Consider the following 16,042-nt stretch of genomic DNA (forward strand, 5'->3'; position numbering starts at 1 on the left):
CCCGGGCGGCGCGGACGCCCCTCGGCGCCGCCCGGGTCGGTTCACCCGCGCACCCGCCCGTCGTGCTCCTCACGTACTCACCAAGGGGGATCCATGCCCGCCCGCAGCGCCAGCAGCAACGACCCGGCCATCGCCGTCGTCGGCATCGGGTGCCGTTACCCCGGTGGCGTGGTCGACCCCGGGTCGTTCTGGCGCGTCCTGCGCGACGGCGTCGACGTCATCGGCGAGATCCCACCGGAACGCTGGGGCCCCGAGTACATCAGCGAGGACGGCTCGGCACCCGGCACCGGCTACTGCCGCTGGGCCGGCGTACTGCCCGGCCTCGACCGGTTCGACGCGGACTTCTTCGGCATCTCCTTCCGCGAGGCCCGCGAGATGGACCCGCAGCAGCGGCTGCTGCTGGAGGTCTCCTGGGAGGCCCTGGAGCACGCCGGCCAGACCCGGCCGCGGCTCTCGGGATCGCGGACCGGCGTCTTCTTCGGTCTGCTCGGCATGGACTACACCGTCCTGCACTCCAAGACCCGCGGCGTGAAGGCGATCGACCCGTACTACGCGAGCGGCAAGGAGTTCAGCTTCGCCGCCGGGCGCGTCGCCTACACCCTGGGCCTGCACGGTCCCGCGCTCGGCGTCAACACCGCGTGCTCCTCCTCGCTGGTCGCCGTGCACCTGGCCTGCCGCAGCCTGGCCGGCGGCGAGGCCGACACCGCGCTGGCCGGCGGCGTCAACGTTCTGGCCAGCCCCGAACTGTCCATCTTCATGAGCAAGGTGCAGGCGCTGTCGCCGACCGGCCGCTGCAAGCCGTTCTCGGCGGCCGCCGACGGCATCGTGCGCGGCGAGGGCTGCGGCGTCGTCGTCCTGAAGCGGCTGGACGACGCGCTCGCCGACGGCGACCGGGTGCTCGCCGTGATCCGCGCGAGCGCCTTCAACCACGACGGCCGCAGCGCCGGGCTGACCGTGCCCAGCGCCTCCGCCCAGGAGGCCCTGCTGCGCGACGCGCTCCACCGGGCCGGCGCCGGCCCCGAGCAGGTCGCCTTCGTCGAGACGCACGGCACCGGCACCCCGCTGGGCGACCCGATCGAGGCGTACGCCCTCCAGCAGGTGTTCGGCCCCGGACGGCCGGACGGGCGCCCGCTGCACATCGGCTCCCACAAGGCCAACTTCGGCCACACCGACGCCGCCGCCGGCGTCGCCGCGCTCATCAAGACCGTACTGACCGCCCAACACGGCGTGATTCCACCGCAGTTGCACCTGGGCACCCCCAACCCCGCCATCGCCTGGCAGGACGGCCCGCTGAGCATCTCCGACGAGGCCGTGCCCGTCGAGGCGGACCGGGACACCCTGTTCGGGGTCAGCGCCTTCGGCCTGAGCGGCACCAACGCGCACGTCCTGCTGTCGGCGGCGCCGCCCGGCCCCGCCGACGAGGCCCCGCCGCAGGACGGCCCCCGGGTGCTGCTGCTGTCCGGCTCGACCGACACCGCCCTGCGCGAGCGCGCCCGCGACCTGGCCGGCACCCTCGACGGCGGCGGCCTCGACGGCGAACGCCCGCTGGCCGACGTCCTGCACACCGCGGCGGTACGGCGCACCCACCACGAGGCGCGTGCCACGGTCATCGGCGCCGGCGCCGGGGAACTGCGCGCCTCGCTGGCCGCCCTCGCCGAGGGCGAGCCCGACGGGCGCACGGTCACCGGCACCGCCGAGCCGCGCCGCCGGCACCGGACCGTGTTCGTCTTCTCCGGGCAGGGCTCGCAGTGGCCGGGCATGGGCCTGGACCTGTGGGACCGCGATCCGGTCGCCGCGGCCTCGCTGGAGCGCAGCGACGAGGTGCTGCGCGCGGCCGGGCTGCCCCCGCTGCGCGACCTGCTGGGCTCGGGCGACCTGTCCGCCACCGAACTGGCGCAACCCGCGGTCGTGGCATTGCAGTTGGCGCTCGCCGAGGTCTGGCGGGCCCGCGGGGTGACCCCGACCGACGTGGTCGGGCACAGCCTCGGCGAGCTGTCCGCCGCGTGCTTCACCGGCGCCCTGGACCAGCCCACCGCGCTGCGACTGGCCGTGCTGCGCGGGCGGATCATGGCCGCCTCGGCGGGGACCGGGCGGATGCTGGCGGTGACGCTGCCCGAGGAGGAGGCGGTCCGGACGGTGGCCGGCACCGGCCGGGCGATCACCGTGGCCACGGTCAACGGGCCCTCCGCCACCGTCCTCGCCGGGTCCGAGGAGGACCTCACGGCCCTCGCCGAACTGCTGCGCGAGCGCGCGGTGCCGACCCGCTTCGTCCCCGGCGACCACGCCTTCCACAGCCCCGCCATGCGGCCGTACGCCGACCGGCTGCGCGCGGAGCTCGCCGGGCTGGCGCCGAGTCCGCGTCCGGCGGCCTTCGTCTCCACGGTGTTCCCGGACGACCCGCCCGCCGTGCTGGACGCCGGCTACTGGGCGGCCAACGTGCTGCGGCCGGTGCGGTTCTGGCCGGCCGTCGCGGGCCTGCTCACCGACCGGGGCGCGGACTTCGTCGAGATCGGCCCGCACCCCACGCTGGTGCGGCCGCTGAACGACGGGCTGACCTCGCTGCGCCGGCAGGGCGTCGCGGTCGGCTCCCTGCGCCGGGACGCGGACGGGCCCGCCACGCTGCTCGTCTCGCTCGCCGAACTGCACTGCGCGGGCGCCGACGTGCGCTGGGACGACCTGCTGCCGGGCCGGCTCACCGAACTGCCCCGGCACCCCTGGCAGCACGAGTCGTTCTGGCTGCCCGAGGTCACACCGGGCACCCAGTACGCGCCCGGCGCGGTGCCGGACAGCGCCGTCCGGCCCGCCCGGCTCGCCTTCCAGCTGCTCGACCCCGACGGCAACCCGGCGGGTCCCGCACGCCAGGTGGACCTCACCGGCGACTCCCCCGACGGGCCGCTCCCGGGCGGCCTCACGACACCGGCGGATCTCCCCTTCTCCGCCGGCGGCCTGCCGGGCTCGGCCCCGACCCCCGACACGGCCGCCCGGCAGGCCGACCCGTCCGCCGCCGACCCCGCCGGGAGGCGGAGCGGGGCGGCGGCGGACGCGGACGCCCGCGGCGCGGAGCGGGACGGGCCGACGGACGGTGCCGTGGGCGGCGGTGCGCACGGCCCGTCGTCACCGGGCTCCGCCGACCGGCTGCGCCGCTCGCTGATGCGGCGCGCCTCCGAGGTGCTCGCCTCGGTCCTCGGCCAGGACCCGGGCCGCCGTGTGCCGCCCCGGCGCGGGTTCGCCGACCTGGGCCTGGACTCGCTGACCATCGTGGAGTTCGTGGACCGGCTCGGTCTCGAACTCGGCCTGGACATCCCCCTGTCCACGCCGTTCGAGCGGCCCTGCCTGGACGAACTGGTGGACCACCTGCTGCCGTTGGCGCAGCAGCGGCAGGCCGCCGCCCGGGACGGGGAGGAGCGGCCGGAAGCGGCACCGGCGCCCGTCGAGCCCACCGCGGTCGTGCCCGCCCCCGCCCCCGGCCCCGCCGACGACCCGATCGCCGTCGTCGGCATGAGCTGTCGCTTCCCCGGCGGCCCCTCCGTCGGCGCCTACTGGCAGCTGCTGCTGGAGGGCCGTGAGGTCATCCGGGACGTGCCGGCCGACCGGTGGGACGGCAGGGCCTTCCTGTCGGACGGGGCGTGGACGCCCGGCACCATGACCTCTTTGCGCGGCGGCTACCTCGACGACGTACGCGGCTTCGACGCCGCCTTCTTCCGGGTCTCCCCGCGTGAGGCGCGCAGCCTCGACCCGCAGCACCGGCTCTTCCTCGAGGTGGCCTACGAGGCACTGGAGGACGCCGGCGCGACCCGGGAGAAGCTGCGCGGCTCGGCCACCGGCGTGTTCGTCGGGATGAACAGCAACGACCACTCCCAGCACGTCGGCACCCGTCTGGAGGAGGTCGACCTGTACTACGGGACCGGCAACTCCTTCGCGGGCGCGGCCGGGCGGCTGTCGTACTTCCTGGGGCTGACCGGTCCCAGCATGGCCGTGGACACCGCCTGCTCCTCCTCGCTGACCGCCGTGCACCTCGCCCTCCAGAGCCTGCGCTCCGGCGAGAGCGACCTGGCGGTGGCCGGTGGTGTCAACGTGATCCTCTCCCCGGTGATCCCGGTCTCGGTGTCGGCCGGCGGCGCCCTCTCCCCCTCGGGCCACTGCCGCACCTTCGACGAGACGGCCGACGGCTATCTGCGCGGCGAGGGCTCGGGGGCCGTCGTACTGAAGCGGCTCTCGGCCGCCCTGGCCGACGGCGACCGGGTGTACGCCGTGCTGCCGGGCAGCGCGGTGAACCAGGACGGCGCCAGCAGCGGGCTGACCGTGCCCAACGGCACCGCCCAGCGGGCCCTGATCGAACAGGCCCTCGCTCAGGCGGGCCTGACGGGCCGTGAGGTCGGGTACGCCGAGGCGCACGGCACCGGCACCCCGCTCGGCGACCCGATCGAACTGCGCGCGCTGGCCGCGGCGTTCCGCCCGGCGGGCACCGACGGCGCGCCCCTGGTGGTCGGTTCGGCGAAGCCGAACATCGGGCACCTGGAGGCGTCCGCCGGCATGGCCGGGCTGATCAAGGCGGTGCTGTCGGTGTACCACGGGCGGATCGCCCCGCACGTCGGCGTCACCACCCGGCCGACCCCCCAGGTTCCCTGGGAGCGGCTGGGGTTGGAGATCGCCTCGGGCGCGGCCGGCTGGCCGGAGCCGGACCGCCGCCGGATCGCGGGCGTCAGCTCCTTCGGCTTCACGGGCACCAACGCCCACGTCCTGGTCGCCGAACCGCCCGGCCACGACGCCCCGGCGTCGGGGGAACCCCCCGCGCGTTTCGCCCTCCCCCTGTCCGCCGCCCACGACTCGGCACTGCCCGCCGCCGCCCGCCAGTACCTGGACCTGCTGGAGACGGCGGGCCCGCGGGACCTCGCCGACCTGGCCCGTACCGCCGGGGCGCGCCGCAGTCACCTGGAGCACCGGGCCGTGGCCGTCGGCCGGGACGTGGTGGCCGTCCGTTCGGCCCTGCGGGCCCTGGCGCGCGGCGAGGAGCACCCGGGTGTGCTGACCGGCACCGCCGACACGGTCCGCGGCTGCGTCTTCGTCTTCTCCGGCTTCGGCTCGCAGTGGGCCGGCATGGGCCGCGCGCTGCTGGAGACCGAGCCGGTCTTCCGGGACGCGGTGCGCGCCTGCGAGGACGAGATGCGCAAGTGGATCGGCTGGTCGCCGCTGGCGTCGCTGCGCGGCGAGCCGGACAGCCGCCCGTTCGACGAGGGCATCCCGCAGGAGCTGATCTTCGCGGTGCAGGTCGGCCTGGTCGCGCTGTGGCGCAGCTGGGGCGTCGAGCCCGCCGCGGTGGTCGGGCACAGCATGGGCGAGGTGGCGGCGGCCTGGGCGGCCGGTGCGCTGACGCTGGCGCAGGCCACGGAGATCCTCTGCCTGCGCTCCCGGCTGCTGGACACGCTGGTCGGCACCGGCGGCTCGGTCGTCGTGGGACTCTGCCGCGAGGAACTGGCGCCCTACCTGGTGCTGTACGAGGACACGCTGGGCATCGCCACGGTCAACGGCCCGCGCACCACGGTGGTCGCCGGTGACGTGGACGCCCTGGAGGAGCTGACCGAGGAGCTCGACGAGGCGAACGTGTTCGTGCGCCGGGTGAAGGTGCCGGTCGCCCCGCACTCGCCGCTGATGGACCCGCTGCGGGAGCGGCTGGTCGCCGGGCTCGGGCACCTGGTGCCGTCCGGGACCCGTATCCCGTTCTACTCGTCGGTGGCGGGCGGCGAGCTGCCCGGCACGGAGCTGACGGCCGCCTACTGGGGTCGCAACCTGCGGGACACCGTCCTCTTCCAGGACGCGGTGGGCGCGGTCGAGGACGCCGGGGACCGCGTGTTCGTGGAGGTGTCCCCGCACCCCCTGCTGGTCTCGGGCACCGAGGAGTCCCTGGCGGCGGCCGGCGCCGGGCGTCCGCCCGTGCTGCCGTCGCTGATCCGCGACGAGGACGAGGTGGGCGCGCTGCTGGCCACGCTCGGCGCGCTGCACGCGCACGGGGTGCCGGTCGACTGGGCCGCGTTTGCGGGCCCGGGCCGCCGGGTGGTGGACCTGCCGCCGTACCCGTGGCAGCGCAAGGAGCACTGGCTGCCGCAGACCCCGGCGGACCGTCCGGCCGGCCGGGCGGGCCTGGTGGGCGCGCCGGTACGCCCGGCGAACGCCCCCTGGACGGCGCTGCTGCCGGTGTCGGTGGACGGCACCCGCAGCCCCTGGCAGACCACGGGCGACGGATCCCGTACGACGGTGTCGGCGCCGGCGCTGCTGGAGGCCGCGCTGGCCGCTGCCGCCGCCACGGGCTCGGCCGCGCCCGCCCTGCGTGACGTACGGCTCGGCACACCGCCCGGCACGGACGGCGACGGCCGGGCGGAGCTCCAGGCGCTGGTGGACACCCGGCAGGGCACCCTTGTGGTGCGGGCGACGGGCGAGGAGGCACCGGCCGAACCGGCGCTGACGGCGGATCTGGCGGACGGTCTCGCGCCCGCGCCCCGGCAGGGGTACGACCGGTCACCGACGGCCCGCGGCCTTCGAACGGCCCCTCCCGCGGACCACTTGGCCGACGACGAGCCCCTCCGCGCCGCCCTGGCCGAGGAGTTCTCCTCCCTGTCCGTGGAGTCGGCGGGCAGTGGCCGGGGCATGGTCGAGGCGACCGTCCGGCTGCCGGACGCCGCGTCCCGGCACCGGCTGCCCGACCAGCTCCTGCGTCTGGCCCTGCGCCTGACGGCCGAAGGGAGCGCCCTCGCGGGAGCGCCGGCCCGGCTCACGGCGATCGGGGCGGTCCGGGTCAGGGCGGCGGTCGACGGCGCCGTACGCGTCCGGCGCGGCCCGGTGCGCTCCTGCGGCGACGGACTGCCGGAGGCGGACGTCGTCGTGCTGGACCCGGCGGGGCGGCCCGTCGTGGAACTGACCGGGCTGCGGCCGGCCCCCGTCGAGGCGCCGCAGGCGGCCCGCGCCGAGGCGGACCGGCTGGAGGGCCTGCTGTACCGGATGGTGTGGCAGCCGGCCGGCGGCCGGGCGCCCGAACGCGACGGTGCGGTCCCGCCCGCGCGGCGCTGGCTGGTGTGCGGCGACACCGAGCACCTGGCCGGCGCGGTGGCCGAGGGGCTGCGCGCGGCGGGCTGCGAGGTGCGCCGGGTGCGGTCGACGGCGGCCGGTGCCGCCGGCGGGCCGCACGACCTGGTCGTGGACCCCGCCGACCGCGACGCCTGGAGCACGCTGCTCGCCGTCCACGCCAACGAGCCGACCAGCGCGCTGTGCGACCTGTGGCCGCTGGAGGACCTGGACTCGCGGCCGGAGGGCTGGCACGCGACGGTGGCGCTGACCGCGGCCCTGGCCGACGCGGAGGGCAGCGTGCCGAGGCTGTGGCTGGTCACCCGGAACGCCCTGCTGCCCAGCGGCCACGCGGGCTACCCGGACGGCGCGCAGGGCGGCCACGCCGGGCTGGGCCGTACGCTCGCCATGACCCGCCCGGACGCCTGGGGCGGCCACCTCGACCTCACGCACGGCAGCGCGGAGGAACTGCGCACCCTGGTGGCGCGGCTGCTGGGCGCGCCCGGCGACGAGCACGTGCGGATCGAGCACGCGGCGGCCTGGACCGGTGCGCTGGTGCGCGCCGAGGCGCCCGCGCGGCCCGCCCGAAGGACGCTGTCCGCCGACCGGTGGCATGTGGTGACCGGCGCGGACGGGCCGCTGGCACCCGCGGTGGTGGAGTGGCTGGCCGGCGCGGGCGCCCGGCGAATCGCCCTGGTGGACACCCGCGGCGGGTCGCCGACGGCCTCCGACCGGCTCCCGGCCTGGCGCGCCGAAGGGATCGAGGTGCGGACGGATTCCACGCACGGCTCCCGCGACGCGCTCGCCCGCCTGGTCGAGGAGTTGCGCGGTGACGCCGGGATCGCGGTGGTGGTGTGCGCGGACGCGCCGGGTGCGGCCGTCCCGCTGGAGGAGACCACCGAGGCGGTGCCCCACGCCGAGCTGCACCGGGCCGGGACCGCCGAGCTGCTGCACCGGCTCACCGCGAAGGACCCGCTGGGGCTGTTCGTGCTGCTGGGTTCGGTGCCCGGCACCTGGGGCGGTGCCGTCACCGGGGCGACCGCGCCGTCGGACTGGGCGCTGCGCGCGCTCGCGGCGCGGCGCCGGGCGGGCGGACTGCCCGTGGCCCATCTGGAGCTGATGCCGCTCGCGGGCGGCGAACTGCTCGACGAACGGACGATTTTACTGCTGAAGTCGAGCGGTATCGCCCCGCTCACCGAGCAGGACCTGGTGGCCGCGCTGGACCGGCTGGCCTGGGACGACTGCGTGCACACGGCGGTCGCCGACATCGACTGGGGGCTGTTCCGCACGGCCCTCGGCGACGCCCCGCACCGGCGGCTGTTCGCGGCCGTACTGGGCTCGGCGCGGCAGGTCGACGGGGCCGGGTTCGTGGCCTCGCTGGAGGACCTCGACCCGGGCCGCCGCCGCGACCGGACGCTGGACTGGGTGTGCTCGCAGGTCGCCGCCGTGCTGGGGCTGCCGGAGGACGAACTCCGCGCCGAGCAGGGCTTCTTCGACCTCGGCCTGGACTCGGTGATGTCGCTGACGCTGCGCCTGAGGCTGGTGCGGGCGCTGGACGTGGAGCTGTCCTCGACGGTCGCCTTCGAACACCCCACGGCCCTGGCCCTGACCACGCATCTGCTGGAGCGCCTCGGCTTCCCGGTGCAGGCGCCGGAGGAGTCCGCGCCGCAGGCCGGCCCGGACGGACCGGCGGCCCACGCGCTCGGCGCACTGCACGAACTGGACGAACTGGACGACGACGAACTGCTGCGGCAGTTGGAGGCGGAGATCTCCGACGCGCAGAACTTCGGTTTTGAGGAGAGCTGATGACCAAGAGCCACGTCGAGCAGCCGAGCCAGGACGTCCTGCGCGACCGGCTGAAGGACTCGCTCGGCGCCATCCGCACCCTGCGGGCCCGGGTCGAGGAACTGCAGCGGCCACAGCCGCTCGCGGTGATCGGACTCTCCTGCCGGCTGCCGGGCGGCGCCGACCCCGAGGAGTTCTGGCAGTCCCTGGCCGACGGCCACGACTCGACCGGCCGGTTCCCGGAGGAACGTCACCCGGTCGAGGGCTTCTACCACCCCGACCCCGACCACCCGGGCACCGCGTACACACTGGCGGGGCACTTCCTCGACGGCCCGGTGGACGCCTTCGACCCGACCGTGTTCGGCATCTCGCCGCGCGAGGCGGCGGGCATGGACCCGCAGCAGCGCCTCGTCCTCGAACTCGCCTGGGAGGCCATGGAGAACGCCTGCCTGCCGCCCACCGAGCTGGAGGGCAGCCGGGTCGGCGTGTTCCTCGGGGCCAGTACGAGCGACTACGTGCGCATGCGGCAGCAGAAGGGCTCGATGGCGGACGTCGACGCCTACCAGCTGATCGGCGAGCCGAGCTTCCTGGCCGGACGGGTGTCGTACACCTTCGGTTTCCAGGGCCCCAGCATGGTGATCGACACGGCGTGCTCGTCGTCGCTGGTGGCGCTGGAGCAGGCGGTGCTGTCCCTGCGGTCGCGGGCCTGCGACATGGCACTGGTCGGCGGGGTCAACCTGATGCTGTCCCCGTACGGCTTCGTGCTGGTCAGCAAGTTGCGGGCGCTGTCGCCGGACGGGCGGTGCAAGACCTTCGACGCGTCGGCGGACGGGTACGCCCGCGGTGAGGGCGGCGCGGTGTTCGTGCTGAAGCGGCTCGCCGACGCGGAGGCCGCCGGGGACCGCGTCCTGGCGGTGGTGCGCGGGGTGGCCACCGAGCACGACGGGCGCAGCAGCGGCCTGACCGTGCCCAACCCGACGGCCCAGCAGAACGTCATCGGCTCCGCTCTGAAGGACGCCGGGGTCTCGCCCGCCGAGCTGTCGTACGTCGAGGCGCACGGCACGGGCACCCAGCTGGGCGACCCGATCGAGCTGACCGCGCTGAACGCCGTGACGAGCCCGGGCCGGCCGGAGAACCGGCCGCTGCTGGTGGGCTCCGTGAAGACCAACATCGGCCATCTGGAGCCGGCCGCGGGCGCGGCGGGCATGCTGAAGGTCGTCCTGGCCCTGCAGAAGGGCTCCCTGCCGAGGCATCTGCATCTCGACGACCCCAATCCGCAGGTTCCCTGGGACAGCCTGAACCTGAAGGTGACCACGGAGGAGAGCGGCTGGCCGGCCGGGCCGCGGATCGCCGGGGTGAGCAGCTTCGGCGCGAGCGGGACCAACGCGCACACCGTGATCGCCGAGGCGCCGCAGCCCGCGCCCCGGGCGGGCACACCGCGCGAGGTGGGCCTGCTGACGCTGAGCGCCAACACCCCGCAGGCGCTGCGCGCCATGGCCACGGCGTACGAGGAGGCCGTACGGGACGCCGATCCGCGCACCCTGTCGGACATCTGCTACTCGACGCACATCGGCCGGGCCCGGATGCGGCACGGGCTGTCCGTCACCGGCGACGGGCCTGGACTGGCCACCGGGCTGGCCGCGTTCGCGGCGGGTGAGCGGGCCGAGCAGGTCACCGCGCACGCGCCGGCGGGCGCCCGGGCCCGCCGGGTGGGCTGGCTGTTCACCGGGCAGGGCGCGCAGTACGCGGGGATGGCGGCGCGGCTCGCCGAGGCGGAGCCGGTGTTCGCGCAGGCGCTCGCCGAGTGCGTGGCCGCCCTCGACGCCCATCTGGCCGAGCCGCTCGGCCCGGTCCTCGCGGGCGCCGGGGACGGCGGGCGGATCGACCGCACCGGGTTCACGCAGCCCGCGCTGTTCGCCGTGGAGTACGCGCTGGCCCGCATGTGGGAGGCGTGGGGCGTCAGGCCCGCGGCGCTGATCGGACACAGCCTGGGCGAGATCACCGCCGCCTGCGTGGCCGGGGTCCACTCCCTCGGGGACGCGGCCCGCCTCGTCACGGCCCGGGCCCGGCTGATGGAGGCGCTGCCCGAGGGCGGTGTGATGGAGACCGTCGTCTGCGACGAGGAGTCCGTCCGCGCGGCGCTCGCCGAGGCGGGTCCGCTGCCGGGCACCGCGATCGCCGCCGTGAACGGGCCGACGGACGTGGTGCTGTCCGGCCCGTGGCAGGAGGTCGACAAGGTCGTCGCGCTGCTCGCCGGGCGGGGCGTCAAGCACCGCCGGCTGTCCGTCTCGCACGCCTTCCACTCCCCGCTGATGGCCCCGATGGTCGACGAGTTCCGCGCCGTCACCGAGTCCCTGACGTTCCATCGGCCGAAGTACCCGGTCATCTCCAACGTCACGGGCCGCGAGTGGGGCCCCGAGCAGCTGCGCCCGGCGTACTGGCCGGAGCACGTCCTCGCTCCGGTGCGGTTCCACGCCGGTGTGACCGCCCTGTACGAGACGGGCTGCCGTACGTTCCTGGAGCTGGGCCCGGCGCCGGTGCTGCTCGGGCTGGGCGCCCGCTGCCTGCCCGAGGACGGCGTCGCCTGGATCCCGTCGCTGCGCCGCGGCCACGACGACGCGCACGTCGTCGGGCAGGCCCTGGGCGCCCTGCACCACCGGGGTGTGCCGGTCGACTGGAACGCCGTGCACGCGGCGGAACAACCGCGCCGGACGGCGCTGCCGAGCTATCCGTGGCAGCGCGAGCGGTACTGGTTCAACGACGACCGGCAGACGGGTGGCCCGTCCTCGCTGCCGGCCGACGACGCCCCGGGCGCGCTCTTCGAGGGGCACCTGCTGTCCGGGCCACCCACCTTCTCGCCCTCGCTGGACGATCTGCCGGAGGTGTTCGTGCAGCGGGGGCCCGGCGGACTGCGGCAGGTGTCGGCGGGCGGCTTCTGCAACTGGGCGCTGGCCGGCGCGGCCAAGCTGCCCGGCGCGCAGCCGCGGCTCGTCGACCGCTTCGTGGTGGGCGAGCCGCTGCCGGTCGACCCGGAGCACCGGCCGGCGCGGATCCGCGTGTACGTGCTGCCGCAGGACGACGAGGGCCGCTCGCTGTTCCTGTGCTTCTCCCGGCAGGGCGTGGAGTCCGCCGAGAGCGGCAGCTGGCGACTGCACGCCCGCGGTGTCCTGGTGCGCCGGCCGCCGTCGGACGCCGGCGGCGACCTGGACGCCGTGCGCGCCCGCTGCGCCCCGGTCGACCCCGCCGCCGTCACCGTGCCCGACTGGGCGGAGCCCGTGCTCAACGAGGTCTACCGGGGCCGCGGCGAGGTCCTCGCGGAGGTCAACCAGGGCGCCGAGCGGCTGCCGCGCGGCGCCCTGCTCGACCTGACGCTGGGCCTGCTGCGCCAGGCCGAACACGCCCCGGAGCCGGGCGCCAGGCCCACGCCCGCGCCGGTCCCGGCGGGCACCCGCCGCTACATCCACGGCTGGCTGGACCCGGCCGGGGAGGACGGCGGGCTGCGCGGCGGGCTGGAGATCCTGGGCGCCGACGGCAGTGTCCTCATCGCGATGCGGGACGTACGGCTGCGCGCCTCGGCCCAGCCGGCGGCGGACGTGCCGCGCACGCTCCGCGAGGAGACCGTCTGGGAGGAGGCGTGGCGGCCCGTCGACCCGGCCGGGTTCCAGGAGCGCGACCTGTCCGGGCAGCGGGTGCTGCTGATCGGCGGGGCGTCCGTCGCCGCGGAGACCGCCCGGCACCTCACCCTGCGGGGCGCGCAGGTGACGTCGGCCCCGGCGTCGGTGGAGGCGGTGACCGGCGCGGCCGCCCACGACCACGTGCTGCTGCTCAGCGGTCTCGACCTGCCCGTGGAATCCTGCGACGCCGAGGCGGTACGGCGGGCGCGTACGCACGGGGAGTACGTCTTCCTGGCGCTGCTGAGGCGGTTGGCGGCCGAGGAGGCCGCGACCCGGGTGTGGACGGTGACCCGGGGCGCCCAGTGGACCGGCCCGGAGCAGCGTGAACTCTGCCTGGCGGCGGGCCCGCTGTGGGGTCTGGGCAAGGTGGCCGCGCTGGAGCACCCGGAGCTGTGGGGCGGTCTGCTCGACCTGGACCCGGCCGGGTCGGCCGACGAGGCGGCGCAGATCGCCGCGCTGCCCGCGACCGAGACCGTGGAGGACCTCAGCGCCCGGCGCGGCGGCCGGATCCTGGTGCCCCGGCTGGTGGCCGTGCCGGCGTCCGCCGAGGAGCGTGCGGCGCCCCGGCTCAGCGACCTCGGCAGCTATCTCGTCACCGGCGGTCTGGGCAGTCTCGGCCTGCTGGTCGGCGAGTGGCTCGCCCGGTCCGGCGCGGGCACGGTGGTGCTGGCGGGCCGTCGGGGCCTGCCCGACCGCGCCCACTGGGACGACGCCGGCCACGACGAGCCGACCGCGGCGCGGATCGCGGGCGTCCGCCGCATCGAGGAACAGGGCGCGGACGTACGGGTGGTGGCGCTCGACGTGGCCGACGAGGCGGCGGTGCGCTCACTGGCCGAGCACCTCGCTCTCGCCGGGCGCCCGTTGCGCGGGGTGGTGCACGCGGCCGGCCTGTCCGAGCCGCAGTTCCTGCGGGAGGCCGATCCGCGGACGTACGACCGCTGCCTGCACCCCAAGGCGGAGGGCACCTGGGCCCTGCACAGCGCCACCGCCGGCGAGGACCTGGACCTGTTCGTGTCCTTCTCCTCGATCGCCTCGGTGTGGGGCTCGCAGCACCTGGCGGGCTACGCGGCGGCCAACGCCTTCCTGGACTCCTTCGCGCACTGGCGCCGCCTGCACGGCCTGGCCGCGACCACGGTGAGCTGGGGGCCGTGGGGTGCCCGCTCCGGCCTCGCGGACGACGACGTGATGGCCTTCCTGCGCTCCATCGGGCTGCACCAGCTCAACCCCGAGCACGCGCTGGAACTGCTCGGCGAGGCGATCGCCGACGACGCCGCGCACCGCACGGTGTGCTCGGCGGACTGGACGCTGTTCCGGGACCTGATGGAGGCCCGCCGGGAGCGCCCGGTCCTGCGCGAGATCCGCCCCGCCCCGGCACCCGGAGCGGCCGACGACACCGAACCCGGCGTGCTGGCGGCCAAGTTGACGGCTCTGAGCCGTGAGGAGCGGCTGGCCGAGCTGAGCGAGTACGTGCGCGCGCAGCTCTCCGCGATCCTGCGGATGGACCTGGAGCCCCTCACCGAGGACACCCGGCTGGCCGACCTGGGCCTGGACAGCCTCATGGTGATGGAGCTGATCAGCCGCTGCCGGGACGACCTGCGCCTGGAGATCAACAGCCGGGACTTCTTCGCCTGCCCGGGCATCCACTGGGACTCCTTCCTCCTGGAGCTGTTCGAGGAGAAGTACCCGTCCGCCCAGGCGCCCGCCGCGCACCACTGATCCGCCTCGACCACTGGAGGAACGAGCATCATGCAGCAGAAGCCCGTGTCCGGCCCGCCCGGTTCGGCGGACCACGACGTCGCCGTCCTCGGCGCCGGCATCGCCGGTTCCCTCCTGGCGGCCGTCCTGGCCCGCAACGGCGTGAAGACCGTCCTGATCGACGCGGGGACCCACCCGCGCTTCGCGGTGGGCGAGTCGACGATCCCGTACACCTCGGTCATGCTGCGCGTCCTGGCGGCGCGGTACGGCGTGCCGGAGATCGCGCACCTCAGCCACTTCTCGACGATGCGGTCGAAGGTGTCCTCGAACTCGGGGCAGAAGCGCAACTTCGGCTTCGTCTACCACCGCGAGGGCCAGGCCCAGGACCCGCGGGAGATCAACCAGTTCGTGATCCCGGTGGCGCTGTCCACCGAGTCCCACATGTTCCGCCAGGACGTCGACGCCTACATGTTCAACGTGGCGCTGCGCTACGGCGCGACGCCGCGGCTGAACACCCGGGTGACGGACGTCGACATCGACGGCTCGGGGGTGACGCTGGCCGTGGAGAAGGGGCCCGACATCCGCGCCCGGTACGTCGTGGACGCGGGCGGCCACAACTCGCCGCTGGCGCGGAAGTTCGGGCTGCGCGACGAGGTGCCGCAGCAGCGCACCCACTCGCGGACCCTCTTCACCCACATGATCGGGGTGCGGCCGTACGACGACTGCCCGGCCGGCCGCAGGCACGACAACCCCAGCCCCTGGCACCAGGGGACCCTGCACCACGTCTTCGACGGCGGCTGGGTGTGGGTCATCCCCTTCGACAACCACCGCAACGCCACCAACCGGCTGTGCAGCGTGGGTCTCACGCTGGACCCGCGCAAGCACCCCAGGACGGACGTCGCGCCGGAGCGGGAGTTCGCCGAGTTCCTGGAGCGGTTCCCGGCGGTCGCGCCGCAGTTCAAGGACGCGAAGGCGGCCCGGCCGTGGGTCTCCACGGGCCGCCTCCAGTACTCCTCCAGCAGGGTCGTCGGCGACCGCTACTGCCTGACCTCGCACGCGGCGGGCTTCGTGGACGCGCTGTACTCGCGCGGCCTGACCAACACCACGGACGTGGTGAACTCGCTGGCCTGGCGGCTGATCGAGGCGGCGAAGGACGACGACTTCTCGGCGGAGCGGTTCGCGCACGTGGAGACGTTGCAGCAGGGCCTGGTCCGTGCCCACGACGACGTGGTGGCCTCCTCCTTCACCTCCTTCCGCGACTACGGCATGTGGAACGCGACGTTTCGCATGTGGGCGCTGGGCACGGTGCTCGGCACGCTCAACGCCCAGGACGCCCTGGTCCGCTTCCAGCGCACCAAGGACCACATGATCTGGCGGGAGCTGGAGGCCCAGCCGCACCCGGGCGCCCTCTTCCCCGCGAGCGACGGCTTCCACAAGGTCGCCGAGTCCGCGTGGGCGGTGTGCCGGGACGTCGAGTCGGGGCTGGTGACCGCGGACCGGGCCACGGGCGAGCTGTTCGACCTGCTCCAGAACGACAGTTACGCGCCCCCGCCGTTCGGGCTGCACGACCCGGCGAACCGCTTCTACAACCCGAACCCGCCCCGCATGCTCCGCACCATGCACTGGGCCCGCCACGGCTCCGCCGCCCCCGACACCGGCCCCGTGGTCGCCGGCGCCCTCGCGGGCTTCCTCCGCTCCCGCCTGCACCGCAACGGGTGAGGAGGGCCCCCGATGCCCAAGGACGACACACCACCGACACCGAACGCCCGCACCCGCCGACCGGCGCCCCCGAAACGAGCGGCGACCCCGAAAGACGTACGGGACCGGCGAGC

General features: G+C 75.6%; 3 protein-coding genes. All 3 read left to right on the forward strand.

The features are described 5' to 3' along the window. Nucleotides 1-93 precede the first annotated feature (93 nt). The 3 genes from ACF1A1_RS18345 to ACF1A1_RS18355 are packed head-to-tail and all read left to right on the forward strand — an operon-like array spanning nucleotide 94 to nucleotide 15,929. A complete protein-coding gene (locus ACF1A1_RS18345) occupies nucleotides 94-8,862 on the forward strand; it encodes a beta-ketoacyl synthase N-terminal-like domain-containing protein (protein WP_392000959.1) in 8,769 nt (2,922 codons plus the stop codon). After that, nucleotides 8,862-14,231: a type I polyketide synthase gene (locus ACF1A1_RS18350; RefSeq protein WP_392000960.1), complete on the forward strand. Its 5,370-nt coding sequence runs from the start codon at nucleotides 8,862-8,864 to the stop codon at nucleotides 14,229-14,231. Before ACF1A1_RS18345 ends, ACF1A1_RS18350 begins: the two co-directional genes overlap by 1 nt. Before the next feature lie 30 nt (nucleotides 14,232-14,261). After that, nucleotides 14,262-15,929 (forward strand): NAD(P)/FAD-dependent oxidoreductase, encoded by a 1,668-nt coding sequence (locus ACF1A1_RS18355; protein WP_392000962.1) that lies wholly within the window; start codon nucleotides 14,262-14,264, stop codon nucleotides 15,927-15,929. Nucleotides 15,930-16,042: the final 113 nt, after the last annotated feature.

It is taken from the genome of Streptomyces sp. NPDC014995, from assembly GCF_043080745.1.
GTDB lineage: Bacteria > Actinomycetota > Actinomycetes > Streptomycetales > Streptomycetaceae > Streptomyces.

Excerpts from the sequence above, each read along its gene's own strand:
- ACF1A1_RS18355 (WP_392000962.1), top strand. The coding sequence starts at position 14,262 with ATGCAGCAGAAGCCCGTGTCCGGCCCGCCCGGTTCGGCGGACCACGAC.
- ACF1A1_RS18345 (WP_392000959.1), top strand. The coding sequence starts at position 94 with ATGCCCGCCCGCAGCGCCAGCAGCAACGACCCGGCCATCGCCGTCGTC.
- ACF1A1_RS18350 (WP_392000960.1), top strand. The coding sequence starts at position 8,862 with ATGACCAAGAGCCACGTCGAGCAGCCGAGCCAGGACGTCCTGCGCGAC.